28 protein-coding genes and 1 rRNA gene are annotated in these 25,950 nt (G+C 40.6%); 1 reads left to right on the top strand and 28 read right to left on the bottom strand.

Going from position 1 to position 25,950, the window contains the following annotated elements; translation table 11 throughout:
- Window positions 1–71: 71 nt before the first annotated feature.
- The 17 genes from ACXAF2_RS12200 to metG form a co-directional block, all read right to left on the bottom strand.
- Window positions 72–302: an anti-sigma-F factor Fin family protein gene (locus ACXAF2_RS12200; RefSeq protein WP_148971311.1), complete on the bottom strand. Its 231-nt coding sequence runs from the start codon at window positions 300–302 to the stop codon at window positions 72–74.
- A gap of 128 nt (window positions 303–430) precedes the next feature.
- Window positions 431–988 (bottom strand): aminoacyl-tRNA hydrolase, encoded by a 558-nt coding sequence (gene pth, locus ACXAF2_RS12195; RefSeq protein WP_475138966.1) that lies wholly within the window; start codon window positions 986–988, stop codon window positions 431–433.
- An 84-nt stretch (window positions 989–1,072) separates the two neighbouring features.
- The gene (locus ACXAF2_RS12190; protein ID WP_475138964.1) at window positions 1,073–1,726 is read right to left on the bottom strand and encodes a 50S ribosomal protein L25/general stress protein Ctc; all 654 of its coding nucleotides are present in this window, start codon (window positions 1,724–1,726) and stop codon (window positions 1,073–1,075) included.
- Window positions 1,727–2,486: 760 nt separating this feature from the next.
- The gene (locus ACXAF2_RS12185; RefSeq protein WP_475138962.1) at window positions 2,487–3,446 is read right to left on the bottom strand and encodes a ribose-phosphate diphosphokinase; all 960 of its coding nucleotides are present in this window, start codon (window positions 3,444–3,446) and stop codon (window positions 2,487–2,489) included.
- A 13-nt stretch (window positions 3,447–3,459) separates the two neighbouring features.
- Entirely contained in the window at window positions 3,460–4,833 is a 1,374-nt protein-coding gene (gene glmU / locus ACXAF2_RS12180) for a bifunctional UDP-N-acetylglucosamine diphosphorylase/glucosamine-1-phosphate N-acetyltransferase GlmU (RefSeq protein ID WP_475138960.1), read from the bottom strand.
- An 857-nt stretch (window positions 4,834–5,690) separates the two neighbouring features.
- Window positions 5,691–5,984, bottom strand: coding sequence for a septation regulator SpoVG (gene spoVG / locus ACXAF2_RS12175; protein ID WP_032085215.1), 294 nt, complete (start codon window positions 5,982–5,984; stop codon window positions 5,691–5,693).
- 171 nt (window positions 5,985–6,155) lie between these two features.
- Window positions 6,156–6,530 (bottom strand): RidA family protein, encoded by a 375-nt coding sequence (locus tag ACXAF2_RS12170; RefSeq protein ID WP_475138958.1) that lies wholly within the window; start codon window positions 6,528–6,530, stop codon window positions 6,156–6,158.
- A gap of 15 nt (window positions 6,531–6,545) precedes the next feature.
- On the bottom strand, window positions 6,546–7,382 hold the full coding sequence (purR, locus tag ACXAF2_RS12165; RefSeq protein WP_475138957.1) for a pur operon repressor: 837 nt from the start codon (window positions 7,380–7,382) through the stop codon (window positions 6,546–6,548).
- 71 nt (window positions 7,383–7,453) lie between these two features.
- Window positions 7,454–8,308, bottom strand: coding sequence for a 4-(cytidine 5'-diphospho)-2-C-methyl-D-erythritol kinase (gene ispE, locus ACXAF2_RS12160; protein WP_113971036.1), 855 nt, complete (start codon window positions 8,306–8,308; stop codon window positions 7,454–7,456).
- 234 nt (window positions 8,309–8,542) lie between these two features.
- Window positions 8,543–8,725, bottom strand: a complete 183-nt coding sequence (locus tag ACXAF2_RS12155; protein WP_148996577.1) for an alpha/beta-type small acid-soluble spore protein — start codon at window positions 8,723–8,725, stop codon at window positions 8,543–8,545.
- A 127-nt stretch (window positions 8,726–8,852) separates the two neighbouring features.
- The gene (gene veg / locus ACXAF2_RS12150; RefSeq protein WP_032085220.1) at window positions 8,853–9,122 is read right to left on the bottom strand and encodes a biofilm formation stimulator Veg; all 270 of its coding nucleotides are present in this window, start codon (window positions 9,120–9,122) and stop codon (window positions 8,853–8,855) included.
- A gap of 556 nt (window positions 9,123–9,678) precedes the next feature.
- On the bottom strand, window positions 9,679–10,557 hold the full coding sequence (yabG, locus tag ACXAF2_RS12145) for a sporulation peptidase YabG (protein ID WP_475138955.1): 879 nt from the start codon (window positions 10,555–10,557) through the stop codon (window positions 9,679–9,681).
- 241 nt (window positions 10,558–10,798) lie between these two features.
- Window positions 10,799–11,677 carry a 16S rRNA (adenine(1518)-N(6)/adenine(1519)-N(6))-dimethyltransferase RsmA gene (gene rsmA, locus ACXAF2_RS12140; protein WP_475138953.1) on the bottom strand — a complete coding sequence of 293 codons (879 nt, stop codon included), beginning with the start codon at window positions 11,675–11,677 and terminating at the stop codon, window positions 10,799–10,801.
- Window positions 11,670–12,230, bottom strand: coding sequence for a ribonuclease M5 (gene rnmV / locus ACXAF2_RS12135; protein ID WP_475138951.1), 561 nt, complete (start codon window positions 12,228–12,230; stop codon window positions 11,670–11,672). The genes rsmA and rnmV overlap by 8 nt, the downstream gene beginning before the upstream one ends.
- Window positions 12,231–12,349: 119 nt before the next feature.
- Complete coding sequence (locus tag ACXAF2_RS12130; RefSeq protein ID WP_475138950.1) at window positions 12,350–13,582, bottom strand: ubiquitin-like domain-containing protein; 1,233 nt, start codon at window positions 13,580–13,582, stop codon at window positions 12,350–12,352.
- A gap of 250 nt (window positions 13,583–13,832) precedes the next feature.
- Window positions 13,833–14,600, bottom strand: a complete 768-nt coding sequence (locus tag ACXAF2_RS12125) for a TatD family hydrolase (protein WP_475138948.1) — start codon at window positions 14,598–14,600, stop codon at window positions 13,833–13,835.
- A gap of 326 nt (window positions 14,601–14,926) precedes the next feature.
- Complete coding sequence (gene metG, locus ACXAF2_RS12120) at window positions 14,927–16,885, bottom strand: methionine--tRNA ligase (RefSeq protein WP_475138947.1); 1,959 nt, start codon at window positions 16,883–16,885, stop codon at window positions 14,927–14,929.
- A gap of 489 nt (window positions 16,886–17,374) precedes the next feature.
- Here metG and ACXAF2_RS12115 point away from each other — a divergent pair, with 489 nt between their 5' ends.
- Window positions 17,375–17,656 (top strand): AbrB/MazE/SpoVT family DNA-binding domain-containing protein, encoded by a 282-nt coding sequence (locus ACXAF2_RS12115; RefSeq protein WP_044340639.1) that lies wholly within the window; start codon window positions 17,375–17,377, stop codon window positions 17,654–17,656.
- 76 nt (window positions 17,657–17,732) lie between these two features.
- Here the strand turns inward: ACXAF2_RS12115 and rsmI are convergent, their stop codons facing one another.
- From rsmI to rrf, 11 genes are all read right to left on the bottom strand, one after another.
- Window positions 17,733–18,605 carry a 16S rRNA (cytidine(1402)-2'-O)-methyltransferase gene (rsmI, locus tag ACXAF2_RS12110; RefSeq protein WP_475138945.1) on the bottom strand — a complete coding sequence of 291 codons (873 nt, stop codon included), beginning with the start codon at window positions 18,603–18,605 and terminating at the stop codon, window positions 17,733–17,735.
- A 24-nt stretch (window positions 18,606–18,629) separates the two neighbouring features.
- On the bottom strand, window positions 18,630–19,385 hold the full coding sequence (locus tag ACXAF2_RS12105; protein ID WP_475138943.1) for a tRNA1(Val) (adenine(37)-N6)-methyltransferase: 756 nt from the start codon (window positions 19,383–19,385) through the stop codon (window positions 18,630–18,632).
- A 144-nt stretch (window positions 19,386–19,529) separates the two neighbouring features.
- On the bottom strand, window positions 19,530–19,904 hold the full coding sequence (yabA, locus tag ACXAF2_RS12100) for a DNA replication initiation control protein YabA (protein WP_475138942.1): 375 nt from the start codon (window positions 19,902–19,904) through the stop codon (window positions 19,530–19,532).
- A gap of 14 nt (window positions 19,905–19,918) precedes the next feature.
- Window positions 19,919–20,746, bottom strand: a complete 828-nt coding sequence (locus ACXAF2_RS12095) for a PSP1 domain-containing protein (RefSeq protein WP_475138940.1) — start codon at window positions 20,744–20,746, stop codon at window positions 19,919–19,921.
- 7 nt (window positions 20,747–20,753) lie between these two features.
- Entirely contained in the window at window positions 20,754–21,737 is a 984-nt protein-coding gene (holB, locus tag ACXAF2_RS12090) for a DNA polymerase III subunit delta' (RefSeq protein ID WP_475138939.1), read from the bottom strand.
- Window positions 21,738–21,754: 17 nt separating this feature from the next.
- On the bottom strand, window positions 21,755–22,195 hold the full coding sequence (locus ACXAF2_RS12085) for a YaaR family protein (protein ID WP_475138938.1): 441 nt from the start codon (window positions 22,193–22,195) through the stop codon (window positions 21,755–21,757).
- A gap of 15 nt (window positions 22,196–22,210) precedes the next feature.
- A complete protein-coding gene (locus ACXAF2_RS12080; RefSeq protein ID WP_475138936.1) occupies window positions 22,211–22,540 on the bottom strand; it encodes a cyclic-di-AMP receptor in 330 nt (109 codons plus the stop codon).
- Window positions 22,541–22,682: 142 nt separating this feature from the next.
- Window positions 22,683–23,315, bottom strand: coding sequence for a dTMP kinase (gene tmk, locus ACXAF2_RS12075; protein WP_475138935.1), 633 nt, complete (start codon window positions 23,313–23,315; stop codon window positions 22,683–22,685).
- A gap of 18 nt (window positions 23,316–23,333) precedes the next feature.
- Window positions 23,334–24,749 carry an aminotransferase class I/II-fold pyridoxal phosphate-dependent enzyme gene (locus ACXAF2_RS12070; RefSeq protein WP_475138933.1) on the bottom strand — a complete coding sequence of 472 codons (1,416 nt, stop codon included), beginning with the start codon at window positions 24,747–24,749 and terminating at the stop codon, window positions 23,334–23,336.
- A gap of 129 nt (window positions 24,750–24,878) precedes the next feature.
- Window positions 24,879–25,079 (bottom strand): sigma factor G inhibitor Gin, encoded by a 201-nt coding sequence (locus ACXAF2_RS12065; RefSeq protein WP_262372023.1) that lies wholly within the window; start codon window positions 25,077–25,079, stop codon window positions 24,879–24,881.
- Between the two features lie 661 nt (window positions 25,080–25,740).
- Window positions 25,741–25,857, bottom strand: a 5S ribosomal RNA gene (gene rrf / locus ACXAF2_RS12060).
- Between the last annotated feature and the right edge of the window lie 93 nt (window positions 25,858–25,950).

The following is a 25,950-nucleotide window of genomic DNA, read 5'->3' as shown; positions in this document are numbered from 1 at the left end:
CTCCCCTTTGGATCTTCTATATAATCACAACTGTAAACAGAAAAATGCTTTGGTTCTTCACCAAAGCGTTCTTACTGAATGATATGATCTAACTGATGATAGTCAGGATTTCTCTCCAGACTCTCCTGACAATCTTCACAGATGGTCTTCACTTGGATATCTCCGTTGTCCTGATACTGAACCATATGTAACCGTTCTTCATCTGACAGCGTATGAATCCCGAGCTGCTCTGAATGGACAGATACGTTTGAAAGTGTTCCAACATTTGTACCACAATGCCGACACTGATAATGGATCGCCATACCTTTTCCCTCCATACACATTTATACATGTAGTATGAACCTGTTAGAGGGGAGTTATTCAACTCTTCACAGGAATGATGGTGGGTCACCAAGATTTTTCAGTCCTCGAAATGTAGTATATGAATTCGTTAGTTGAATTTATTCATCACTTCTAGGAAAGGTTTATCAAACCATGTTTCACATGCTTCCACACTAGCAGAGATGACTTTATCCAATTCTCCTTGATCGTCCTTACTAAACTTTCCAAGAACGTAATCCGGGACACTCATACCGTTTACAGGGCGATCAATTCCTATTCTAAGGCGATTGAAGTTCTGAGAGCCCAAATGAGCGATGGTGGATTTTATTCCATTATGTCCACCGGCACTTCCCTTTTGCCTCAACCTTATCTTTCCTACAGGTAAATCCAAATCATCATAAATAACAAGCAAATCTTCATCTTCAATATTAAAATAATCCATTAGCGGAACAATGCTTTCCCCAGACAAATTCATATAGGTAAGCGGCTTTAATAAGACGATTTTTTCCCCTTTATAATGGTAGGTCCCATATACCCCTTTGAACTTTGACTGATTCAATGAAATCCCCAGTCGATCTGCTAAAGCATCTATAATAACAAACCCGATATTATGACGTGTCTTCTCATATTGTGATCCCGGGTTTCCTAGTCCAACGATTAATTTCATGTCTAACACCTCTTCTGACCTTATACCTCTAGAATAACGTAAAAAGCGCAACCTGCAAAAGGTTACGCCAAAAAATATTGATTTTTATTCTTCCTTAGATTCACTTTCTTCACTGGCTTCTGATTCTCTTCCTTCTTCATTCTCAGGGATACCAGCTTCCTGTTCTTCACCGCTGTCAATTTCTTCTTCCTGTCGTGGAGCAAGGATGGAGGCAATTGTACGGTCGTCCTCTTCATTAAGAGTGACACTGTATTTGTCGCGGATATCACCTACCGTTACCGTTTCTCCAACCTGAAGTTCTGCAATATCAACTTCGATTGATTCCGGTATATCTTTAGGTTTAGCTGTTACAGAAACCTCATGCAACGGCTGCTGTAGTACTCCGCCGTCCTTCACTCCTGCCGCTTCTCCCACAAGCTCAATACGAACATCCGCATCGATCTCCTGTGACATATTAACGGCAAGGAAATCTACGTGGGTAACGGCATCCTTCAAGTGATCCTGCTGATAGTCACTTAAAATGACATTTTGTTTATTGCCATCTACATTTAAGGAAATAATTCCGTTTCTTCCTACTTCACGAATCGTTTTAATAAACGTAATGGCATCTACCATAATTGGTGTATTATCTGCTTTGTAGCCGTACACGACCCCAGGGATATTCCCCTCGTGTCTCAGCTTTGTTAATGAAGAGCGTTTAAAATCTTTTCTGGTATTTGCTTTTAATTCAGTTGCCATGTCTAATCCAACACCTTCCCTAATCTTTTATGTTAGTTAAAGTTCTATATATAGTAATTACCCTATTATGATTTGAAATAAACATAGAAAAATCAATTTATGACGGGAAGGGTGCTTATGGAAGGTTGTCAGATAGCTGTTTTAGAAGAAGGCCCTTTTTATACAGATTGTTGCTTTTTAACATAAGGTCTGCTTGAGCTCTGTCAATTAGTATGTGGAGGATGGTGAGGGGAACTGCTCCGCTTTCCGCGGACGTTCGGCCGAGCCTCCTCAGCTTCGCTTCCGGGGTCTCGGCACGCCCGTACTTCCGCAGGAGTCTACGCAGTTCCCCTCACCATCTTTAAGAGATTTTTCGTGACAGAGCTTAAGGTGTGCGAGAAAAACAATGTAACTAGAAAACAGAATGCTTCTTTCTCAAAAGGAGATCTATCTTTACTCACTTGATATGAGGTTGCTTTCTAAAAGTCTTGTTTTTCTCTCATTCTAATGAGGATTTATGCTCAGAAAGTTGATTGGAGCGGAAGGATGTTCGACTCCTGCGGGAATAGCGGGAAAGTTGAGACCCCACAGGGCAAAGCCCGAGGAGGCTCAACTCACGCCCCGCGGAAAGCGAGCATCCTGTAGCGGAAATCAACTACTACATTCTTCCTTAAGATAACCACAAACTTTGCGAAAAGAGTCTAAACGAAGAATAACAGAAAAGCCTGCCCTAAATAAGGACAGGCTCTTCTTGATATGCACAAACTACATATATTAATTCTTAATCAAAAAGCGTGCTGACAGATTGTTGTTCGTAGACACGGATGATGGCTTCACTGATTAGTGGAGCAACTGACAGCGACTTCACTTTACTGATCATTTTCTCCTCGCCTAATGGAATAGAGTTCGTTACGACCAGCTCTTTAATATTTGAATTTTGGATTCGCTCAATCGCAGGTCCAGAAAGAACAGGATGCGTACAGCACGCGAATACTTCTTTCGCACCGTTTTCCACTAGCGCATTGGCTGCAAGCGTGATCGTACCGGCAGTATCAATGATATCATCGATCAAGATGGCAATTTTACCATCAATATTACCAACGATGTTCATGACCTCTGCAACGTTCGGTTTCGGACGGCGTTTATCAATGATGGCAATCGGCGCTTTCAGGCGTTCTGCAAGCTTACGTGCTCTTGTCACTCCTCCGTGGTCCGGAGATACTATGACAAGGTCTTCGTTATTGAATCCTCTTTCTTCAAAGTAATCCGCTAAGATAGGGACACCCATCAGATGATCGATCAGGATATCAAAGAAGCCTTGAATTTGAGGAGCATGCAGGTCCAGTGTAATGACGCGGGTAGCACCGGCTGTTTCCAACAGGTTTGCCACTAATTTAGCCGTGATAGGCTCACGTGCTCTCGCTTTACGGTCCTGACGGGCATAACCATAATAAGGCATAACTATGTTAATCGTTTTAGCAGAAGCACGTTTCAGCGCATCCACCATAATAAGAAGCTCCATCAGGTTTTCGTTTACAGGCTGACAAGTAGACTGAATGACGAATACATCACAACCACGGATACTTTCTTCAATGTTAATCTGAATTTCACCGTCACTAAAACGCTTAACAGAAGACTTCCCTAATTCAACTCCTACTTCATCCGCAATTTCCTTTGCAAGATGGTAGTTTGAATTAAGGGAGAAAATTTTCAATTTGGAATTAATATAAGAGTTTGGCATTGTGGACCTCCAATTATTTCTTATGATTTAGATTTTGAACGTAGTTTTCTTTATTAACCTGGCGAGCTCTTGCAATCGAAAGAGACTCTCCCGGAACATCCTCAGTAATCGTAGAACCAGCAGCAATGTATGCACCTTTTCCTACTTTAACAGGGGCGACCAGATTTGAATTACAGCCTACAAATACACCATCTTCAATCTTTGTCAGGTGCTTATTCTTCCCATCATAGTTCACCGTGATCGATCCACATCCAATGTTGACGTCACTTCCAACCTCTGCATCTCCAATGTAACTTAGGTGGGATGCTTTACTTGCTTTTCCGAACGAAGCCTTCTTAATTTCAACGAAGTTACCAATCTTCACTTCATCTTCAATGGTAGAAGCCGGACGAATGTGAGCAAATGGCCCAATATGAACATCCGAACCAATCGAGCTGTCATGAGAAACAGATTGCTTCACAACTGATCGGTCACCGATCTGACAATCCTTCACCTCAGAATTTGGTCCGATCATAGCATCTTCACCAATTGAAGTGTCGCCTTTAAGAACCGTCCCTGGAAGGATGACTGTATCTCTGCCAATCGTTACATCGGCATCAATATACGTATTGTTTGGATCCTTTATCGTTACACCATTGCGCATATGGTATTCATTGATGCGCTTTTTCATCGTGATCTCTGCTTGAGAAAGTGCGACACGGTCGTTCACACCTAATGTCTCATCAAAGTCACTTGTTTGATACGCACTTACGATTTCACCTTCAGATTGAAGAATCTCAATCACATCCGGTAAATAATACTCACCTTGTACGTTATCATTTGAAACCTTTTTCAGGGCATCGAATAACGCTTTATTATCGAAACAATATGTTCCTGTGTTGATTTCTTTCACGCTACGCTCTTCATCAGTTGCATCCTTATGTTCTACGATGCGTTCCACCAAGCCTTCCTGGTTACGGATGATGCGTCCGTATCCATCAGGAGATTCAGTGTGTCCAGTCAAGATAGTCGCTTTCGCACCCTGTCCTTCATGATGCTTCACTAACGCTTCCATCGTTTCTCCTTTAATGAGCGGTGTATCACCACATACCACTAAAGTAGTACCTTCTAAATCACCTAACACATCTTCAGACTGCATAACAGCATGAGCGGTACCTAATTGCTCAGCCTGAAGGGCAAAATCACTCTTGCCTTCTAAATGCGACTTCACAAGCTCAGCACCGTGACCGATGATTGTGACAGTCTTTTCTATATGAAGAGTTGAAATTTGGTCGACCACATGTTCCACCATCGGCTTGCCACACACAGGATGAAGAACTTTGTAAAGCTTAGACTTCATTCTCGTACCTTGCCCGGCAGCTAATATAACGGCATATCGATTTGTCATTTTTGGTCCTCCAATAACCTTTTTATCCATAACGAATATATCCTAAAAACTCTATCATTTCAAGGATTCATATAAAAGTACATATATTTGTCATTGAAAAGCGGAGGCGGCTTGATCAGGCCCGACAAGCATAAGGCGAACCTGCTGGAAAGGCGCCTTTTGCCTTTTTGGTTGATTTGACTTATGACCTCGAGGGACTAGCCGCCGGAGCTGGACATCATAGAAAAGCGGAAGGGGCTCGCCCTGGGGCGACAAGCATAAGACGAGTAACCCTAAAAGGCGCTCTTTGCCTTTTAGGGTTACTTGGCTTATGACCTCGAGCCCCAAGCCCCTGGAGCTGGACATCATAGAAAAGCGGAGGCGGCTTGATCAGAGGCGACAAGCATAAGGCGAACCTGCTGGAAAGGCGCCTTTTGCCTTTTTTGCAGGTTTGACTTATGACCTCGAGCCTCTAGCCGCCGGAGCTGGACATAGAGAAAAGCGGAAGGGGCTCGCCCTGGGGCGACAAGCATAAGACGAGTAACCCTAAAAGGCGCTCTTTGCCTTTTTGGGTTACTTGGCTTATGACCTCGAGCCCCAAGCCCCTGGAGCTGGACATCATAGAAAAGCGGAGGCGGCTTGATCAGGCCCGACAAGCATAAGAGAAATTCACACAATAGACCCTATTAGCCTTAGTCAAACATCTCTCCCAAAAATTTTCTTTTCCTTGGGATGTAAAAAAATATTAAAAATAGGTTTCATCTCTCTAAAAATAGGGGTATACAGAAAACGTAAGAACTGCCGCTTATAAATGACCGGCTCTGAAGACAAAAAAAAGAGCCCTACAAAAAAGTAGGCTCTTGATGCTATAGATTTAATTAGGAAGCCCCAGCTTCTTCTAACTCAACTTCTTCTAGCTCACCTAGACGGTGATACTCAGCTAATACGGCATCTTGGATCTTGCCGCGAGTACCCGAATTGATTGGGTGAGCAATATCACGAAATTCCCCATCTGGAGTTCGCTTGCTTGGCATCGCTACAAATAAGCCATTGTTCCCATCGATAACGCGAATGTCATGAACAACAAATTCATTATCCAGCGTAATAGATGCGATAGCTCTCATGCGACCATCGGTGTTTACTCGGCGTAATCTTACGTCTGTTACTTCCATTCTGTTCACCACCTTTTTCCCTAGATGAAATCTACTCTATGTATTCAACGAATTATTTAGATATTCCTTCTTAAATTGTAAAATTTTTTGAAAAGTTTTATTTTTTATATCCTTTCATCTATTTCATTTGAACTACACTTCCTTTTTGACACAAAAAAACACCCGTGAATATTACTTCACGAGTGCGATTACTTCGATCTCAACCAATGCATCCTTAGGTAAACGGGCTACCTCTACACAAGAACGAGCCGGCTTGTGGTTGCTAAAATATTCTCCATATACTTCATTAATTGAACCAAAGTCATTCATATCCTTAATGAATACAGTTGCTTTCACCACTGTTTCCAATGACGCTCCAGCTTCTGATAGTACGGCTTGAAGATTACGAAACACCTGATGCGTTTGTTCCGCTACATCCCCTTCCACCATAGTACCTTCTGCCGTCAGAGGTATTTGACCTGAACTGTAAAATAAATTATTTACGACAATCCCCTGAGAGTATGGACCAATTGCTGCTGGTGCTTGCTTAGTAGAAACTACACGCATATTAAATGCCTCCCCTTATGGTAGAAATGTTAAATTTGATTGAAAATAATTTCCTTCTGTCAATGAAATCTGTTTATCTTGTTCATTCACATCAGACAATTTTAACAAAGAAACATAATCATCCACTAGTCGACCATCGATACTATTGGATTCAACTAAAACACCTATTCCGGATAAAGTAGCCGAGAACTCCTCCAGCAAGTTCTTCATACCGTTGATGGTTCCTCCCGCCTTCATGAAGTCATCGACAACCAATACTTTAGACCCTTCCTTCAAACTTCTCTTTGAAAGAACCATGGATTGGATTCTCTTCGATGAGCCGGAGACATAATTAATGCTCACAGTCGAACCCTCTGTTACTCGGCTATCCCGCCTTACAATGACCACTGGAACATTTAAGTATGAGGCAATCGCATTTGCAATCGGTATTCCTTTTGTCGCTACTGTCATGATGACATCAATATCTTTCTCAGCGAAAGCAGATGCCAGTAACTTCCCGACACTTTTCATAAGCTGAGGGTTACCCAGCAGGTCAGTCATGTAAAGGTATCCACCTGGTAATAAACGATCTGAGCTTTCCAGATGAACACAAAGCTCATCTATCATTTCTTTCGCTTCCTGACTGTTTACCTTTGGAACATATTTCACTCCACCGGCTGCTCCGGGAACTGTTTGAACAGTACCCACGCCCCGTCCCTCAAATGTTTCCTTTACTATCGTCAAGTCTTCACTGATGGAAGACTTTGCAGAACCATACCGTTCAGAGAAAAATGTTAAAGGAACAAGTTGGTGGGGGCGTTCTAATAAATAATGCGTCATATCAATTAATCGTTCACTACGCTTAAACTTCACCAAAGAAACCTCCTAAATCCGAATATTATAATGTAAATATATCATTAATATACGGATTTCGGCAAGAGCTCTTAATCTCCCAGCATGCGCACAGCGAACACTTGATCACAAAAACCTCGTAAACCATTATAGATTCGATGAAGTCTTGATTCATATTGCACTAATCCATATACCGTTGGTCCACTTCCGCTCATTAGAACCGCATCGGCACCAAAACGCTCCATTTGGTCCTTGATTTGAGCCACTTCAGGGTGCATATCCAATGTGACCGATTCAAGTACATTCCCAAGATTGGAGCATATATCATGATAATTTCCATGTTCTAAAGCTGAAACCATGGCGTTTGTATTCGGATGTGTAATGTTTTTCAAATCCAAATTTTTATAAACATCAGCTGTTGAAACCCCTATTGTTGGTTTTGCTAATATGACCCAGCAATTTGGTGGGGCTGGTAGATGTTTGATCTTCTCGCCTCTTCCTGATGCTAGAGCTGTACCTCCGTAAACACAGAAAGATACGTCTGAACCAATTTCGGAACCGAGCTCTGCCAGCTCATCCATACTGAGACCTAAATCCCATAATCGATTTAACCCTTTTAAGGTTGCTGCCGCGTCACTGCTCCCTCCTGCCAATCCTGCTGCTACAGGTATCACTTTATCAATGGAGATGGCTACCCCTTTTTTGATATTCAACCTCGTCTTTAAAAGCTGCGCAGCCTGATAGGCAAGATTTCTTCCATCGTCCGGTACAAATCGATTATGCGAGAGAATCTTAATCGTATCATCAGAAAGATTCGTAAGCTCAATTCTATCTGCCAAATCAATTGTAGTCATAACCATCTCAACTTCATGGTAACCATCTGAACGTTTATGTAAAACATCAAGTGATAGGTTAATTTTTGCCGGCGCCTTCACTAATAACCTCATATCATCACCTTCTTACCAATACTCTTTGTTATATTGTATCATACACTTATTATTGAGAGTGTTAACTTCTAAACATACTCATACAAGTATGTTATTTTATCACGTAAAGTACTGATAGGAAAGATTGTCTTGTCTTTATTAAAAACAGGGACCACCTGAAAAGCACTACACTTTTAAGGCGGCCCCCTGTATATGGTACTGATAAAAGATGTAATACTGTATGCGTGAAAAGAGTTAGTGAGGACGATTTTCAGATAATTGCTGACTTGCGAGCTCAACTGCTCGCTTCACCATATTTCCTGCATCCCGTGACGTGATTCCACCCCAACCATCCTTCTGAACAACATCATAGAATCCCAATTCCTGAGCGATTTCTTCTTTTAATTGATCAGACATGATTCCTCTTCTTCTGCTCATAAGTCTACCTCCTTTAGATGTACCACACGTTTAGTATGTGTACAAAAGGACAAAACATAACAATGGAGAATCCTCTATTTATGTACTTCCTGAAAATAGGACAAATAAAAAAGCAGCAAACGATTGTCTACTGCTGGCTAAAGATGATATTTCCTGTTGCTTCATCATAAAATGTTAATTGAACTGTCTCAGTGAGAACATCTGCATAGCTGTAAGAAACTCGTTCGAACGCATTCTCTTCTTGATCCAGTTGAACCACGAATACAGAAGGATACGTTTCGGCTAGAACACCTGAACGCTCAATTGTTTTTCGACGTCCACCGTTTGCTTTAAGCATTAAACGTTTCCCAAGATTAGAATCAAGGGATCTTTTAATGTCGGCTAATGTTTTTGGCATTTCGCTTCCACCTCACTATAATCAAATATAACACATTATGTAATTTTAGTCAAATAAATTTATTATTTTAACAAGAATAAGGAACACCTGTCAATATATTTTATTCAACAAAAAGTACGTTTTTTCTACACACCTAACATTCCCCAACCATTGAGAAATTATGTAAACATTAAAAACAGAGGCGGCTTGATCAGGCCCGACAAGCATAAGACAAGTTCATCGGAAAGGCGCTCTTTGCCTTTTTGGCATGCTTGACTTATGACCTCGAGCCTCCAAGCCCCGGAGCTGGATATTAGAAAAGAGGAAGGGGCTCGCCCTGGGGCGACAAGCATAAGACGAGTAACCCGGAAAGGCGTTCTTTGCCTTTTTGGGTTACTCGGCTTATGACCTCGAGCCCCAAGCCCCTGGAGCTGGACACATAGAAAAGCGGAGGCGGCTTTACCCAGAGACGTAATAAGAAAAAACCACCTTACTAATCTATACATCTAAATGTCAAATAGACCTTACAATTCACGCAGAAAATTGTAAGGTCTATTTGATTTTTGTCGAACATTTCCTAATCTTCTTCTGTAATTTTATATGGCATCCCTGTACGAAGGACACCCTTCGTCTCGATTCCGCCAAGCCCTTTGTCCCCTGTTAACGTATTGCGGATGACGTCCCACACATTTACCGAATCCTTAAACCCCGTAAAACATATCTTAGCCACGATATACACGGGGTCCAATGCGTGTATATTGACTCTGGACGGGGAGCTGGCAAAATTGGCTCCAGCGTGGATCAATGATTCAAAGTGGGATTGACAAGCACCAGCAAAGATCACTAACTGATCCAGATGTGGAGATTTACTGCGTGCTTCACGCACAGCCTGAACAAAATATTTAGAATGTCGATAGGCGTTAATATCAGCTTTGGTTCCTTTCGCCTTGGAATAGGCATCGTGACCGGTCAAAACAATAATATTCGGTCTATATTTATCGATAAGCGCCCCAATCTGCTCAGGCATCTCTGTCTCACTACAGTGAACGCCTTTTACCGGGACACCAATTTTTTCATAAAGATCTAGACACTTTCTTAAATAGCTGGGATCTCCATCAAGATGAAGCACTTTCCCTGGAACCTGGAAATAGTTATAATCGTCTCGATAAGCATTCGTTACCTTATATTCCTGCTTATACTTCAGAAGCTCTATATCCTGACGAAATAGGTCAAGAGATTGTTCCTCCTTTGAACGAAACTCCTGCGCAATACGTTCCTGCTCTCTAGGGTCCATCTTCTTCAAATCATGAAAAGGAGCATCCGCTATTAATCGAAAATCTTCACCATACAGTACAGCCGTTTTTTGGCCATCTATCATGCGGATATCTATCACCCTGAATAAAATATCACATTGATAGGAAAGGCGGCCTACGACATCATTGATTTCGATATTCACATCAGTCACTCCCGTGGGCTAAACATTCGTTAAATCAAAAAAGGAAATAATTAAGCCGAGGAGGATCAACGTTTGTCATATCCTTCTCAATACGTTCCTTATCCTTAATTAAGGAAATATTCCCTGTGATAACCTATGCAACCCTCTACTATTCGGTGTCAATAAATGGGTGTCATTTGCTCAATACAACGGAGCAAAAAAATGGCTAAACGCGCCTTCACGTTTAGCCATCTATCAAGCTTTAATTAAAGTTCGGGTATAACGCATCACTCAACCGGCCGAATTCCTGTATCGACAGTGTCTCTCCACGGCGTGTGGGTTCAATACCTGATGCAGATAAGGCCTCAAGGATTACATCTTTCTTTTCCTTTCCTTCGGGAAGCTGACTGCTTAAATTGTTCAGGATGGTCTTTCTTCTTTGAGCAAAAGACGAGCGTGTAACGGTAAAGAAGAAATCTTCACTGATCACCTCGACAGGAGGTTTCTCACGCTTCGTTAAACGGATGACGGCTGAGTCCACATTCGGCTGCGGCATAAACACCGTTTTCGGGACAGTCATGACCATCTCGGCCTCTGTATAGTACTGTATGGCAATCGAAAGAGATCCGTACGCTTTTGTTCCTGGCTGAGCCGAAATACGATCCCCTACTTCTTTTTGAAGCATGACACAGATCCCTCTGATCGGAAGACGTTCCATCAACAGCTTAAGAATGATAGGTGTTGTGACGTAATATGGGAGATTGGCTACTACCATAATATCGTCGAACCCTTCAAACTCTTTATTGATTATGGCCTCTACATCCGCCTCTAATATATCTTCATTGATTATTTTAACGTTTTTGTATGGGGATAGTGTATCGTCCAGAATTGGAATCAGTCGCTGATCGATTTCAAATGCGACGACCTTTCCCGAGGTACGTGCAAGATGTTCAGTCAATGCACCGATTCCAGGTCCAATCTCAATGGCTGCGGTTTTCTCCGATAAACCTGCGTATTCCGTAATATTCCTGAGGATATTGGGGTCAATCAAAAAGTTTTGACCCAGGCTCTTTTTAAACGAGAAACCATACTTACCTAATATCTCTTTCGTGCGTATCGGGGTGGCAATATCTTTATGCATTTTCTTCCTCCTGAATAATTTCCATTAAAGCTTTTTTAAACTCTTCTCTTTGAATATGGAACATCCTTAATCGTTTGTGCAGCTGTTTTCCATTAGTGTATCCGATTCTAAGCTTCTCACCAAGAGCAATTCTTCGATCTTTCGCTTGGGAACTGCCAATTAAACCAGCATCAATTAAATCTTCTTTCGAAATGACTTCTTCCTGCTCAACATCCAGCACATGAGCCTCTCTTAAAGACTCTCTTATGATATCTGGCGAAGCATGCTCTACACCTATTCCTCTTCCTGACTTTGGCAGTGCATCCTTCTTATGTACAAAGGCATGCTTACAACCCGGTACCGCTTCACTCACAATCTTCCGGATACGTTCACCCGGGTAATCAGGATCGGTAAAGATGATTACGCCTCTTTTTTCCTGGGCATGTTTTATTTTTTCTATAGTAGCCGGAGACACAGCAGAACCATTCGTTTCAATCGTATCTGCATTGACAGCACGTTGAATGGCTACCGTATCATCCTTTCCTTCCACTACGATGATTTCTTTAATTTTCATAATTCCTCCAAAAGAATTGAAACTTTTCTGCTTTCATTTTCGTCTAATCATTGAAGACCTAAAGCTATTATAACGGTTTTCACCGATAAATAAAAAAAAGCAGGAGAACACCCCTGCTCTTAGTTTAATATTTTTACTTTTATTGTTTTTCTTCCCCAACGATAGGCATCTGATTTAGACGGGAAGAATACATCGATTTTGTTCCCTTTGATTGCACCACCTGTATCTGCAGCTACGGCATAGCCATAGCCCTCTACATATACCTTTGTTCCTAAAGGAATGACAGAAGGGTCCACTGCAATCACTTTAACATTCGGATTTGATTTCAGATTGATACCTGTAGCTGTATAGCCTGAGCATCCGTTACATGATGCTGTGTAAGCTGTAGAGCTCACATAAAACTCTCTTCCTCCACTTGGAGCAGCTGAGGCTGTTGCAGATGCATTAGATGATGAACTACCACGTGAAACTTGAGCCACTAAAACCTTTGTTCCGACATTAATGATTTTATCCTGGCTTTCCTTCACTACTTTTTCACTGACTAATTTTCTGGAAACCTCTTTGCCGTTTTCTTTCACAACTTCAAATTTCTTTTCAACCAAGCCATTTTTACCTTCTTGAACGACCTTCTCTTTTCCTTTTGAAAGATCGGAATCCTTCTTGGAAATAACGGTGAAATCCTTTGTCTCTTCCACTACATCGGTGACTTTTTCAACTCGAACGACATTTACGACATCATTTGCTTTAACAACTTTGTCTAAACTTGGTTCAACACGGTCTGATTTCTTTAGTGTAATTCCTTGTTGCTTTAAAAAGTCAGCGACCGTAGTCGAAGTAGACCATACCTTTTGTTCTTTTCCGCCGTTCACAAGCTTAAGTGAAAATGCGGTATCAATCTTCACGTTCATGTCCCCTGTTACTTTTTCTGATAAGCCGGGTTTGACCTTATCATGTTCTCCTACTTTAATTTCATTTTCAGAGAGTAACTCTTTTACAGTATCAGCAGTCGTCCAGACCTTTTTCGTCTGATCCCCTACTACTACTTCTACCTGTTTTGCCGGTTCCCAAACAATGTTCATGTTATTTGAGACCTTCGTATTCCCCGAAGGGTACAAATAGTCTTGTGAGCGGGTTGAAATCTCTAATTCTTTTAATATATCTTGAATTGTATTCGCATGCGTCCTAATCTCTTTTTGCTCGCCGTCTAAGGTCAATGCCACAGTGTTTTTAGATCCTTCATAAAAAAGAATTCCAAATACAGCTGCAGATGTTACCAATGTTCCGATTGTAACAATCCATTTCCTTCGACTCAAAGACTTGGAAAACAGGCTTTTCATGGTTTTAAACTTCATGAAAAACGCCTCCTTTTCTCGGAGTGATTATATAGAGTAATCCAGTGACTGTCAACCCTTACTTCTTTTAACTTAATCTAGCAAAATATTGAAACCCAGGGAACATAAAACATATTATGCATAAAAGAAGTGAAAAAGAAAAGAGAGAGTTATCGACATGATTATCCTATGAAACAAGAATCCTATGTAGAACTTTTTGTTTTTATTAACTATTTGGACAAGCTCTCTCAATTCTCGACAAAATCTGATGTCAGTTTATGTTGAATAACTTTTTTGCATTTTCGGTTGTTATGTTCTCTACTTCTTCTAATGATACTTCCTTAAGCTCCGCAATCTGTTCTGCTACCAGCTTCACGTATGCTGGTTCATTTCGCTTCCCTCTGTTCGGGTGAGGTGCTAAATAAGGACAGTCTGTTTCGATCAGAAGCTTTTCCAATGGAATTTCTTTTGCTACTTCTTTTGGCTTTTTCGCATTTTTAAAGGTCACGGGCCCCCCCAAAGAAATGTAGAAATTCATATCCACACATTCTTGAGCAATTTCAGGACTTCCGCTGAAGCAATGCATGATCCCTCCAACTTCCTCTGCTCCTTCTTCCCTGAGGATATCCACTATATCTTGTGTAGCATCACGGTTGTGTATGATTATTGGGAGTTTTACCTTTTTAGCTAAATGAATTTGTTTTCGAAACACATCTTTTTGAACATCTTTCGGTGATTTATCCCAGTGATAATCCAGTCCCATTTCACCTATGGCAACTACTTTAGGGTGGTTTGAGAGCTCTTCTATCCAAGCTAAATCTTCATCTTTCATATCAATTGCATCCACTGGGTGCCAACCGATGCTGGCATATAAAAATTCATATTGCTCAATGAGCTCCATCGCCCGGTTGATCGTTGGACGATCAAAGCCGACGACCACCATCTTTTCAACTCCAGCTTCTCTTGCTCTTGAAATTACCTCCTCCAGATCTTCGTCAAATTGTTCAGCATTCAAATGAACATGTGTATCAAATAGCATGTAAGACACTCCTTGTAATAAAGATAAGTTTAATATAAAAAAGCATGACAAGCATCACATTCTTGTAACATTCATATTACATATTATGGTTTCTGTGGATATTTTTTATTACTCCTGTTTCATTTGCAGTTATTCTTCATTCTATCTATTTTAATCACAGAACCAAAACAATCTGTTTCTTGCTCAATTACTGTTTTCTAAATATAGTAACAAGTTTAATAAACACCTAAAATGACGAAGCTCATCCTATATATTCATTATTCTAATATAATAAAGGGATGTTCCACGTGGAACATCCCTTTATCGACAAAAGCATAAAACCTTACTTATTTCACTTTTGTTCCATTTGGTAAAGACTGGTCGATGGAAGCAAGAGATAGCGTTCCATTATCTTCACCAGCAAGAATCATTCCTTGTGAAAGTTCTCCACGCAGTTTTACCGGCTTCAAGTTTGTCACACAGATCACTTTTTTCCCAACCAGTTCGTCCGGCTGATAGAATTTAGCAATTCCTGACACAACTTGTCGTTTTTCGAAGCCAAGATCCAATTGCAGCTTTAGAAGTTTATCCGCTTTTTTAACCGGCTCAGCTGCTATGACCTCCGCTACACGAAGCTCAACTTTCATGAAATCATCAATTCCGATTTCTTCTGATTCTTCTTTAGCGGGCGCTTTCTTTTCTTCTACAGCAGGAGCAGAGCCTTGCATTTTCTCTTTGATGAAGTTTACCTCTTCCTGAAGTTCAAGTCGTGGGAAAATCGGTTCTCCTTTTTTCACCACTTCCGTTCCTGCCGGAATAGCTCCGAAACTCTCCAAGCTTTCCCATGTGTGCATTTTTTCATCATGAAGGTTCAATTGTTCAAATATTTTCTTAGGAGTTCTTGTTAAGAACGGTTGTAAAAGAACAGCGACTCTTCGTAATGATTCAGCTAAATGACTCATCACACTGCCTAGCTCTTCTTTTTTGCTTTCGTCTTTAGCAAGGGCCCAAGGCTGAGTTTCATCAATATATTTATTCGTGCGGCTGATTAACTGCCATAGACTGGACAAGGCTACAGAAAACTCCATATTTTCCATTGCTTCTTCATATTTATTCACTGTTTCTTTGTTCATATCCAGGAGGGCTTGATCGAATTCTCCGTTGGAATCAACATAGGTTGGAATGACTCCGTCAAAATACTTATTGATCATGGCCACTGTACGATTTAACAGGTTTCCTAGGTCATTCGCTAAGTCGAAGTTGATTCGTTCAACAAATCCTTCCGGAGTAAACACTCCATCAGAACCGAATGGCACCTCTCTTAATAAATAGTAACGAAGAGAATCAAGGCCGTAACGATCAATAAGGGTAACAGGATCGACTACATTCCCTTTTGATTTTGACATCTTTCCGTCTTTCATCAGAAGCCATCCATGAGCGAAAACCTTCTTAGGAAGCGGAAGATCTAAAGCCATTAACATGATCGGCCAATAAATCGTATGGAATCGGACGATTTCCTTCCCGACCAGGTGAACATCCGCTGGCCAGTACTTTAAGTAATTTGTATCTTTCTCACTGCCATACCCCAGAGCTGTAATATAGTTGGAAAGGGCATCGATCCATACGTAAATGACATGCTTGGGGTCTCCGGGTACTTTCACTCCCCAGTCGAAGGTGGTTCTTGAAACAGCCAAGTCTTCTAAACCAGGCTTGATGAAGTTATTCACCATCTCATTCTTTCTGGACTCAGGCTGAATGAATTCAGGGTTTTCTTCATAGTAAGCAAGGAGGCGGTCAGCGTATTTGCTCATTTTAAAGAAATACGATTCTTCCTTCACTTTTTCAACGGGTCTGCCGCAATCAGGACAGTTTCCGTTTTCTAATTGACGCTCAGTAAAGAAGGATTCACATGGAGTACAATACCAACCTTCATACTGGTCCAAGTAAATATCACCTTGTTCGACAAGCTGATGGAAGATCTTTTCCACGATATCCTTATGTCGCTTCTCTGTCGTCCGGATAAAGTCATCATATGAAATATCCAGTTTCCCCCATAAATCTTTAATTCCACTAACAATTCCGTCTACATATGCTTGAGGAGTAATTCCTTCTTCCTGGGCTTTACGTTGAATTTTCTGTCCATGCTCGTCCGTTCCTGTAAGGTACATGACATCGAATCCACGCATTCTCTTATAACGGGCCATTGCATCACCAGCAACCGTGGTGTAAGCATGTCCAATATGTAAATTTCCACTTGGATAATAAATCGGTGTTGTAATATAGAAGGTGTTCAACTTTTCTTCCACTTTCCGTTCCTCCTCTTTTTTTATCTACCCCCATAAAGCCATAGGGGCTTTCCGTATGGTTTATAGTGGCATAAATGTTACGTACATCCATTACCTGCGCCTTACCTATCATCTTAACCTCTTATCTCATCAAAATATACCTAAAATAAAGGGTTTCTGCAACTAAACAATGTTAAATCTTAAAATTGTCGAAACAGGTGAAGATTTCTGTCTGATTTTGTCGAATCAATGCATTTTATAAAGATAATTCGACATTACTTTCACTTATTACTTTCATTACAATAATATTTAATTGGTAATACATTTTTTTACAATAAAGCGTAAAGCTTATTAAAACAACACTTTTTCATCCATTTTTTCTTAAAAATTTACAGATATAATTATTGACGATATTCCTAATCGTTGGTATGATAGAAACAACAAAAGAAATTTGTCGAATATTGACGAACTAGAGAGATATAAATATATTTATTTGGAGGAGATTTTCAAATGAAGTCTACAGGTATTGTAAGAAAAGTTGATGAATTAGGTCGTGTCGTTATCCCAATCGAATTACGTCGTACATTAGGTATCGCTGAGAAAGATGCTTTAGAAATCTATGTAGATGACGAAAGAATCATCTTGAAGAAATATAAGCCAAGCATGACTTGCCAAATCACTGGAGAAGTTTCTGATGATAACATCAAGCTTGCTAACGGTAAATTGGTTCTTAGCCGTGAAGGTGCAGATCAATTACTAAAAGAAATCCAGGATTCACTACAAACAAAATAATTTGTTGTTAACATATCAAAGGCCTGAGTGACTAGACTCAGGCCTTTTTTTATTTATTTTGCATCTCGGCATTATCCTATTCAACATGATAAGCTTGATAAACTTCCCGTTTTGGAAGGGAGCGTTCTTTTGAAACATGTTTGATGGCTTCTTTGGAGGTCATGTTTTTTTCGTTCATATAATACTGCACGTGGTCCAGAAGCGAGTAGTTGCTCCACCAGGCATCTTCCTCTTCTTTTTCCAGCGGACCCGCTCCTTCAATTAATAGGCAGAATTCGCCTCGTACTTCCCCATCGTTTGCCCATTCCATTACTTCTTCCAGGGATCCACGGATGAATTCCTCGAACTTCTTCGTGAGCTCACGACAAACAACAATTTGCCTATTTCCCAGAGCTCCATATAGCTCTTTTAGTGTTTCTTTTAGTCTGTGTGGTGATTCATAAAGGATGAATGTATCTTCCAGCGTTTTAAGAGTATCCAGTTCCGCTCTTTTGTCTTTCTTCCCTCTATGTAAAAACCCATAGAAATAAAATGGCTGGGGTGCCAAACCTGAAGCGATCAAAGCCGTAAGAGCAGCGTTCGCCCCCGGCAATGGAATGACAGCAATATCGTGTTCGATTGCATCTTTCACCAGTTCGTAACCTGGATCCGAAATGGATGGCATTCCTGCATCACTTACAAGAGCAACGAGCTCGCCTCTTTCCATACGTTCAATCAGCTTCTGTCCGCTCGTTTCTTTATTGTGCTCATGATAACTGATGATAGGCGTATCAATTTCAAAGTAATTACATAATTTTTTTGTGTTTCTTGTATCTTCGGCAGCAATCACTGCCGCTTCCTTCATCATGCGAATGGCACGAAACGTCATATCCTCTAAATTCCCGATCGGTGTAGGGACAAGATACAAGCTTCCTTTTTCACGATCTTGAAAGCTTTTTTGTTGATTCATTGATTAGCTCACCTTCTCATTTCCTTAGTCCTTATCTTCATTCTTTCCAAACAGCATATTATATACTTCCTGTGAATATTTGTTCTGTTCATCATACACATAAAGGGGAGGAAGTATTTTTAGGTCCGGTTTCCCATCTTTTATTCCTTCTATTAAGATGGTGTTCGCTTCTTTTCCTGGCTTCGGATATACAAAGCGCAATCGTTTCGGTTCGAGACGATGCTTCCTCATTAACGATAGAATGTCCATCAATCTACCTGGACGATGGACGAAGGAGGCCTTTCCTCCTTGCTTCAGGAGATAGCTTGAAGCTTTGATGGTATCCTCAAGGGAACAAAGGATTTCATGACGGGCGATCGCATAGTGTTCGTTTACGTTTCTTTTATCACCTGGTGGAGTATTAAAGTATGGAGGATTACATGTTACGACATCATAATGTGAATGATGCAGGAGCTGATCGATCTCCTTCACATCCCCCAGCTTCATGGATATTTGATTTTGACGGCCATTATACTGAACACTTCTCTGTGCCATATCAAATAATCTTTCTTGAATCTCCACCCCCGTAATATCAACGTTGGTTCTCGCACTTAGTAATAAGGGAATGATGCCGTTACCCGAACATAGATCAACCACTTTCCCTTTGTGAATCGGTAAATAGCTGAAATGAGCCAATAGGACAGCATCTGTTGAAAAGGAGAAAACAGATGGACTTTGAATGATCCTCATATTTTCAGCCAATAAATAATCTAAACGTTCATCTTCTTTTAACTCGACCATAGGTTTCCTCCACTTTTCCTTCTATTATATATGGTTTCGATATTAATCACTAAAAAGGACCAATCCCATTATATATGGATCAGCCCTTTTTAATCTGTATTCTATTCTATAGAGTGTAGGAAAACAGGGATGTTTATTCTTTCCTTATTTCTTGTTTAAGAAAGAGAGGCAGAATAAACAATCTTCATCCTTCCGTGGACTTCCAAAATGTATATTACAAATATGAAATCCTTCCTGGTATAATCGAGCAAGGTTGTCATACCCTTCTCCTATATCCAGTGTTTTATCTTCTAAGTCTGACTCACTCGTTGTACCCGCATCGCTGTTTGTTTGTACCTTTTTTGGTGAGTTCCCTGTTTGTTCCAGTCTGCGGCGCAAATGCTCATTTTCAAGCTTTAGAGAATTATTCTCTTCTAACATTTCAGCTAGACATTGTTTGAGCTCACCTAATTGATGATATAAATGACCAATTTGTTGTTCCATGTTACTGACTGAATCAAAGAACTCTTTTTTATCCACGACACTACACCCCGTTACTCTGTGGCTTGGAATGATACGGCACCCACGTTCATGATTTCATCTAATGTAAATTCCAGAACCCGCTCTTCTTCTTTAATTTCCACTTGAAGAATACGTTCCAGAATATTAAGACCTACCACTTTACCTTTTCCATGAGGTGTCTTAATCACTTCTCCAATATCAGGTAATTCCGCTTTCGCTGTTTCATACTCGTCGTTCTCGTATTTCAGACAGCACATTAAACGTCCGCATAAACCTGAAATTTTTGTTGGATTAAGGGAAAGATTTTGATCCTTCGCCATCTTGATGGATACCGGCTCAAAATCACCTAAAAAGGTAGAACAACATAGCATGCGGCCACAAGGACCAATACCCCCCAGCATTTTTGCTTCGTCTCGAACGCCAATCTGACGAAGTTCTATGCGCGTACGGAAAATGGAAGCTAGATCTTTTACTAGCTCTCGGAAATCAACTCGTCCATCAGCCGTAAAATAGAATATGACTTTATTACGATCAAATGTATACTCTACATCTACCAGTTTCATATCTAATTGATGCTGATTAATTTTATCACAACATACATTGTAGGCTTCCGTCGCAGATGATTTGTTCTCATCTACGATTAAACGATCCTTTTGATCAGCGATACGAATCACTTTTTTCAATGGAAGCACTACATCATTTTCTCCGACTTGCTTTCTCTCTACGACTACTTTTCCAAATTCGACTCCGCGAACGGTTTCAACGATTACATAAGAATCTTTCTGAATATCCAATTCACCCGGATCGAAATAATAGATTTTACCCGCTTTTTTAAAGCGTACACCTACAACATCGTACAAAGGACCATCACCCCTGCAGTTTTAGCATAAGCTGTTCTACTAGCAGCTGCGAATTCATATTGGCGTTTAACTTGCGTTTTGCTTCAAGTATCGCCGTCATATTAGTAGAAAGACGATTGGTAGATACTTGAAGTGCGTTTGATTTCCAGTTTTCCTTTTGGTCCGGGTACACGAGCTGTTCTTCTTTTCCTAACTGGATATGAAGTAAGTCTTTATATATTAGAAGTAAAAGATCTAATGCTCGATCGACTTGATCTTTTTCTTTGAAGTGCTGTACAAAATCCTCTTGTATTTTGACCATTGCTTGGAAGGGACTTTTCTGGAGGACTTCATATAATTTTAACACTATTATTCTTGCTTGTGCAAACCACTCATTTTGACATATTTCTACAGCTTCCTCATAATGGTTCGTCAAATTGGCTGCCAGTGTTGCAAAATGAGGTGGTATCCCCTCTTCCAATAACTGTTTGATCAGCTGTTCTTTCGGTAACGGCTTGAACGAAATCGTTTGGCACCGTGAAAGAATAGTAGGCAATATGCGATGAATATTTTCTGTGATCAGAATCGCTGTTGTATCAGCTAGCGGCTCTTCAAGAAACTTAAGCAGGCTATTAGCCGCATTCGCTGTCATCTTATCTCCGTGAACAATAATGTAAATCTTCTTCTTGGATTCTACGCCTGTTTTCGAAAATTCTTCTTGCAAACTTTTAATCTGATCCTTCTTAATCGAAAGCCCGTCCGGCTCCACCAGATGCAGGTCCGGATGATTTCCATGATTGATCCTTTTGCAGTTGGAGCAGCTTTCACAAGCCTTCCCATCTGCACGGTTCACACATAGCAATGCTTTTGCAAACAGGATGCTCATTTCTTTTTTTCGTGTCCCTTTTTCACCCTCGAATAAATAAGCATGAGCGACACGATCCTTCACAATACTATTCTGAAGCATCTGAAGGACGACTGGCTGAAATGGTTGTATCTCTTCAAACAACATGTCTTAACATCACTCTCTTACATATAAAGATTAATAAGCAATCCCTTTATTTCACCGATTTTCCCTAATATATCAATGGACTTCCTTTCTTTATCCATTACATCTTCCGTCAATTCAATAAGCTGTTGGTCGATGGTCTCCACTATATTGAGCTTTCTGCCTTCACCATACTGATTCCACGTATGGGATTGCTTCAAATCCATCCCGAAATCTACGGCCTCACGCACAAATTTTTTGACTAATGTTTTATATTTTGCAAGATCTTTAAATGATCTTGATTTGGCTAAACGACTGCCGGCATCTTCTATTGTGACGAGCAGTTTACTGAGCTGTTCCATCTGCATTTTCTGATCGTGCTTATGAACAAGCTGCCCGAATTTAACTTGACCTGTTCCCTTAGATTTCTGGTCTTTCGTTACTTTATCTAAGGAAACCCGATGGTCCTGGTTAATTTTCATACGTTAAACCTCACTTTAAAACTGATGGAATTGCTCTACAGGAAGAACGAATACGGTCGCCCCACCAACGGCTACTTCAACAGGGTAAGGCACATATGAATCTGCATTCCCACCCATGGGAGAAACAGGAGCCACCATCTGATCCCGTGACTGACAGTTTTCTTTAATAACCTGTAACGCTTTATCGACACGAATATCTTCTGTACCAATAATGAACGTGGTATTCCCGGACTTTAAAAAACCGCCTGTACTGGCTAATTTTGTCGAACCAAAATTATGTTCCATCAGGGCATTAGACAAACGATTGCTATCTTTATCCTGTACAACTGCCATAATTACCTTCATTAATCAATTCCTCCGTTTTAAAGCCATTTACTTCCTTCTATTATATCATTGAACAGGATCTACATACATGTTTCATATAAAAAAGACACGGACTTCTTAGCACCAATTTTTGCTTAGAAGTCCGCCTTTTTTTTAACAATACTTACTTATTTAAGTAATCGGTCACGATACCATATGCATCACCAAATACAGCTTCTTTGCTCTGGCTGGCATCGATGACTTGAATACGATCAGGATATTGTTTCATTAACTTTTGATACCCTTCCCTGACGCTCGTATGGAAATCAACCGATTCCAGATCTAACCGGTTCACTTCTCTTCCATCATGTTTCGCAATTCTTTTTAACCCTTCCTCTGGATCGATATCAAAATATAATGTTAGATCCGGCATGTTATCCTCAATTGCGAATTGATTGATATTCATGACTTCTTCCATACCGATTCCACGGGCATTCCCCTGATATGCAAGGGAACTGTCAATAAAACGATCACAGATCACTATCTTTCCTTCTTCAAGGGCGGGAATCACTTTCTCAACCAAATGCTGTCGTCGCGCGGCAGCATATAAAAGGGCTTCCGTCCGTTTATCCATTTCCGTGTTCCCTGTATGTAGAATGACTTCTCTAATCTGTTCCGCGATGGAAATACCTCCAGGCTCCCTCGTCTGAATGACATCGTGACCGTCCTGTAATAATTGGTTGAAAATTTCCGTTAATATCGTTGATTTGCCGGCTCCCTCAGGACCTTCAACTGTAATAAACAATCCTTTTGACATGTCTTTCCCTCCGCTTGCTTATCGGTATACAAACACACGATTTTCATCTAATCGGTGATGACCTTGAATGTTTGCCTTATTCTTTACATACTCTGTTAAACGTTCAATAGCGTGAGAGGTAATTCGTTCTCCTGGTATCAACAGAGGAATTCCCGGAGGATAAGGTGTGACCATTCCCGCTGAAATTTCTCCTTCTGCTTCGTCAATGGCAATGAGTGCTTCCGCTTTCTCTTCCATCTCCTCAAAGCTTAATGCCAATGTAGTAAACAACTCTTGGCTATTTGAACGATTTGTTTCATGATTCTTTCTCTTTTCCATTATCGGTTCATTCCCTAAAGCCTTACATATTCGCCCGATCGCCTCATTATAAGGAAAAGAACGATCTTTCTTCAGTAACGGAAGGATCAGTAATACATAATCGGGATCAGCAAGCTCCGGGTAAATTCCCTCTGACTCCAATAATTGTTGAAGAGCATACCCTGACCTTCCCTCCATTCGAATGACAAGCTTTAGTGGATCATCCGTCCGCTTTACAATGAGCTGAGGATGAACCCCCTCCAATGCTTGTACAAACTTATTGATCCCTTTCAGGCTTTGATCCTTATCTTCTTGTGTAAAAGTCCCGGTGTAGGATCTGGCATAATCAAGGGATGCCATAATTGGATACGACGGGCTACTTGATTGTAGCATAGTTAAATACTCTTTCACCTTACGCTCACTCACTCTGTCGCTTGTGATGTGTAAATACGACCCCATCGTCATGGCCGGGAGCATCTTATGAGCTGAATGCACGACAATATCCGCCCCACATTCAATTGCAGACTGAGGAAAAGGACTCCCCAGTGTCAAATGAGCACCATGTGCCTCATCGACGATACACGTTACATCATGTTTATGTAATTCCTCGACTATTTTATCGATATTGTAAGTAAACCCATAATAAGTCGGATAAGTCAGCACACACGCCTTCACACAGGGATATACCTTCAATGCTTCCTTCATAGCATCCAGACGCATACCAAGGGGCATCCCCTCGTCGTTCCACTCTGTTTCTATTAATATAGGCACAGCCTTAGCAAGCTTGATTCCATTCAATACAGACTTATGACAATTCCTTTGGACGAAAATGGGATCTCCCGGTGAGCATGAAGCAAGAATGGCAGCAAGATTCCCAACTGTACTTCCGTTCACTAAAAAGTGACTCTTCAACGTCCCATATACTTCCGACAGCAAGTCCTCCGCTTCACGAATGGCCTCATGTGGATCATGTAAATCATCCAATCCGCTTAACTCTGTAACATCGGATTGATAAGATGGTTGCTCGTCCATCAATAAACCATTTTTATGACCCGGCACATGAAAAGAGATAGGCTTGGCAGAACGATACTTCTCTATCGCCTCAATAAGAGGGGTTCTCCTCTGATTTCGTATCATACTTAAAATCTCCTCGAAAAAAATATCCACTCATATCGTATCACAACCACCCTGTTCGATGCCCCAAGGAACAAGGAAAACTTTTTACCTATTAATATAAAAAAAATCATAACCAATTATACTTCCTGGTTATGAATAGATTTGAGGAGTATTCACTTTTTTTAATCGTTGAACGAATGTTTTATACAAAGGATCATTTGTTTCTGTCTGAACCATTTCTTTCTCACATTCTGTGCAGATAAACGATGTGTATAGATGGATTCCAACCTTCTTATCAACGTGACAAACGATACACTCTTCTAAAGCCGCTTTACGCTCCGGATTTAACATAGGGCTCTCCACCTCCATACAACCTATTCTGCCTCAAAACCACCAATTGTATACATTATTTCAAACTTTTAAACTGACAGAATAATCAATTGTAATTTATCTTATGTTACAATCGCCCCGTCTGTGTATGTCTCTATAAAAAAGATTGTGGAAAAAAGTTATTGGGTGAGATTCAGGTGGGGAGTCGGGCTAAGGTCATTTTAAAGGAAAAGTAGATATTGGTGGAGATGGATTTTGGGATGTGGAAAGTTAATCCTTATATGTGGTTGGATAGTGGGGTTGGTATGTGCGGAAAGAAAGCTATGAAGCTTGAAAAATCGTATAAAATAGGTTGTTTTTTGCGAAAATGTGATCTAACTTGGACGTTTGCCTTTTTTAATCGAGGCTAGGTACCGTTTGTGTAGGTATTAATAGTCTTGATATGTAATTATTGCGTCGTTATGTTATTTTATGCGTCTTTTTAGACCTTTATTGCGTCGTTTTCAACCTTTATTGCGTCACTTTTTTATTTAATGCGTATTTTTCCATATTATAACACCAAAACTCTGCTTCATCTAAGGTTAACTGGATAGAGATAGGAGCCTGGATTCACCGTTCAACACCGTTTCTGATGAAAACACAAAAAAGAGCAGCCCCTAAGAGCTACTCTTTCTTCACATTTGCCTGGCGACGTCCTACTCTCACAGGGGGAGATCCCCCAACTACCATCGGCGCTGAAGAGCTTAACTTCCGTGTTCGGCATGGGAACGGGTGTGACCTCTTCGCCATTGTCACCAGACAATATTCAATTGAAGGGTTGTTCCTTCAAAACTAGATAAAGAATTGATGTCAAGAAAGCCGAATATCGACCAATTGTTGTTCATTTTAAAAT

This window comes from Rossellomorea sp. ABR4_004, from assembly GCF_056159585.1.
The sequence above is the reverse complement of the archived record's forward strand: the minus strand, read 5'-3'. Positions and strand labels throughout refer to the sequence as shown.

Excerpts from the sequence above, each read along its gene's own strand:
- ACXAF2_RS12200 (WP_148971311.1), bottom strand. The coding sequence starts at position 302 with ATGGCGATCCATTATCAGTGTCGGCATTGTGGTACAAATGTTGGAACA.
- pth (WP_475138966.1), bottom strand. The coding sequence starts at position 988 with ATGAAATTAATCGTTGGACTAGGAAACCCGGGATCACAATATGAGAAG.
- ACXAF2_RS12190 (WP_475138964.1), bottom strand. The coding sequence starts at position 1,726 with ATGGCAACTGAATTAAAAGCAAATACCAGAAAAGATTTTAAACGCTCT.
- ACXAF2_RS12185 (WP_475138962.1), bottom strand. The coding sequence starts at position 3,446 with ATGCCAAACTCTTATATTAATTCCAAATTGAAAATTTTCTCCCTTAAT.
- glmU (WP_475138960.1), bottom strand. The coding sequence starts at position 4,833 with ATGACAAATCGATATGCCGTTATATTAGCTGCCGGGCAAGGTACGAGA.
- spoVG (WP_032085215.1), bottom strand. The coding sequence starts at position 5,984 with ATGGAAGTAACAGACGTAAGATTACGCCGAGTAAACACCGATGGTCGC.
- ACXAF2_RS12170 (WP_475138958.1), bottom strand. The coding sequence starts at position 6,530 with ATGCGTGTAGTTTCTACTAAGCAAGCACCAGCAGCAATTGGTCCATAC.
- ispE (WP_113971036.1), bottom strand. The coding sequence starts at position 8,308 with ATGAGGTTATTAGTGAAGGCGCCGGCAAAAATTAACCTATCACTTGAT.
- ACXAF2_RS12155 (WP_148996577.1), bottom strand. The coding sequence starts at position 8,725 with ATGAGCAGAAGAAGAGGAATCATGTCTGATCAATTAAAAGAAGAAATC.
- veg (WP_032085220.1), bottom strand. The coding sequence starts at position 9,122 with ATGCCAAAAACATTAGCCGACATTAAAAGATCCCTTGATTCTAATCTT.
- rsmA (WP_475138953.1), bottom strand. The coding sequence starts at position 11,677 with ATGCATAAAGATATTGCCACCCCGATACGCACGAAAGAGATATTAGGT.
- rnmV (WP_475138951.1), bottom strand. The coding sequence starts at position 12,230 with ATGAAAATTAAAGAAATCATCGTAGTGGAAGGAAAGGATGATACGGTA.
- ACXAF2_RS12130 (WP_475138950.1), bottom strand. The coding sequence starts at position 13,582 with ATGAAGTTTAAAACCATGAAAAGCCTGTTTTCCAAGTCTTTGAGTCGA.
- ACXAF2_RS12125 (WP_475138948.1), bottom strand. The coding sequence starts at position 14,600 with ATGCTATTTGATACACATGTTCATTTGAATGCTGAACAATTTGACGAA.
- ACXAF2_RS12115 (WP_044340639.1), top strand. The coding sequence starts at position 17,375 with ATGAAGTCTACAGGTATTGTAAGAAAAGTTGATGAATTAGGTCGTGTC.
- rsmI (WP_475138945.1), bottom strand. The coding sequence starts at position 18,605 with ATGAATCAACAAAAAAGCTTTCAAGATCGTGAAAAAGGAAGCTTGTAT.
- ACXAF2_RS12105 (WP_475138943.1), bottom strand. The coding sequence starts at position 19,385 with ATGGTCGAGTTAAAAGAAGATGAACGTTTAGATTATTTATTGGCTGAA.
- holB (WP_475138939.1), bottom strand. The coding sequence starts at position 21,737 with ATGTTGTTTGAAGAGATACAACCATTTCAGCCAGTCGTCCTTCAGATG.
- ACXAF2_RS12085 (WP_475138938.1), bottom strand. The coding sequence starts at position 22,195 with ATGAAAATTAACCAGGACCATCGGGTTTCCTTAGATAAAGTAACGAAA.
- ACXAF2_RS12080 (WP_475138936.1), bottom strand. The coding sequence starts at position 22,540 with ATGAAGGTAATTATGGCAGTTGTACAGGATAAAGATAGCAATCGTTTG.
- tmk (WP_475138935.1), bottom strand. The coding sequence starts at position 23,315 with ATGTCAAAAGGATTGTTTATTACAGTTGAAGGTCCTGAGGGAGCCGGC.
- ACXAF2_RS12070 (WP_475138933.1), bottom strand. The coding sequence starts at position 24,749 with ATGATACGAAATCAGAGGAGAACCCCTCTTATTGAGGCGATAGAGAAG.
- ACXAF2_RS12065 (WP_262372023.1), bottom strand. The coding sequence starts at position 25,079 with ATGTTAAATCCGGAGCGTAAAGCGGCTTTAGAAGAGTGTATCGTTTGT.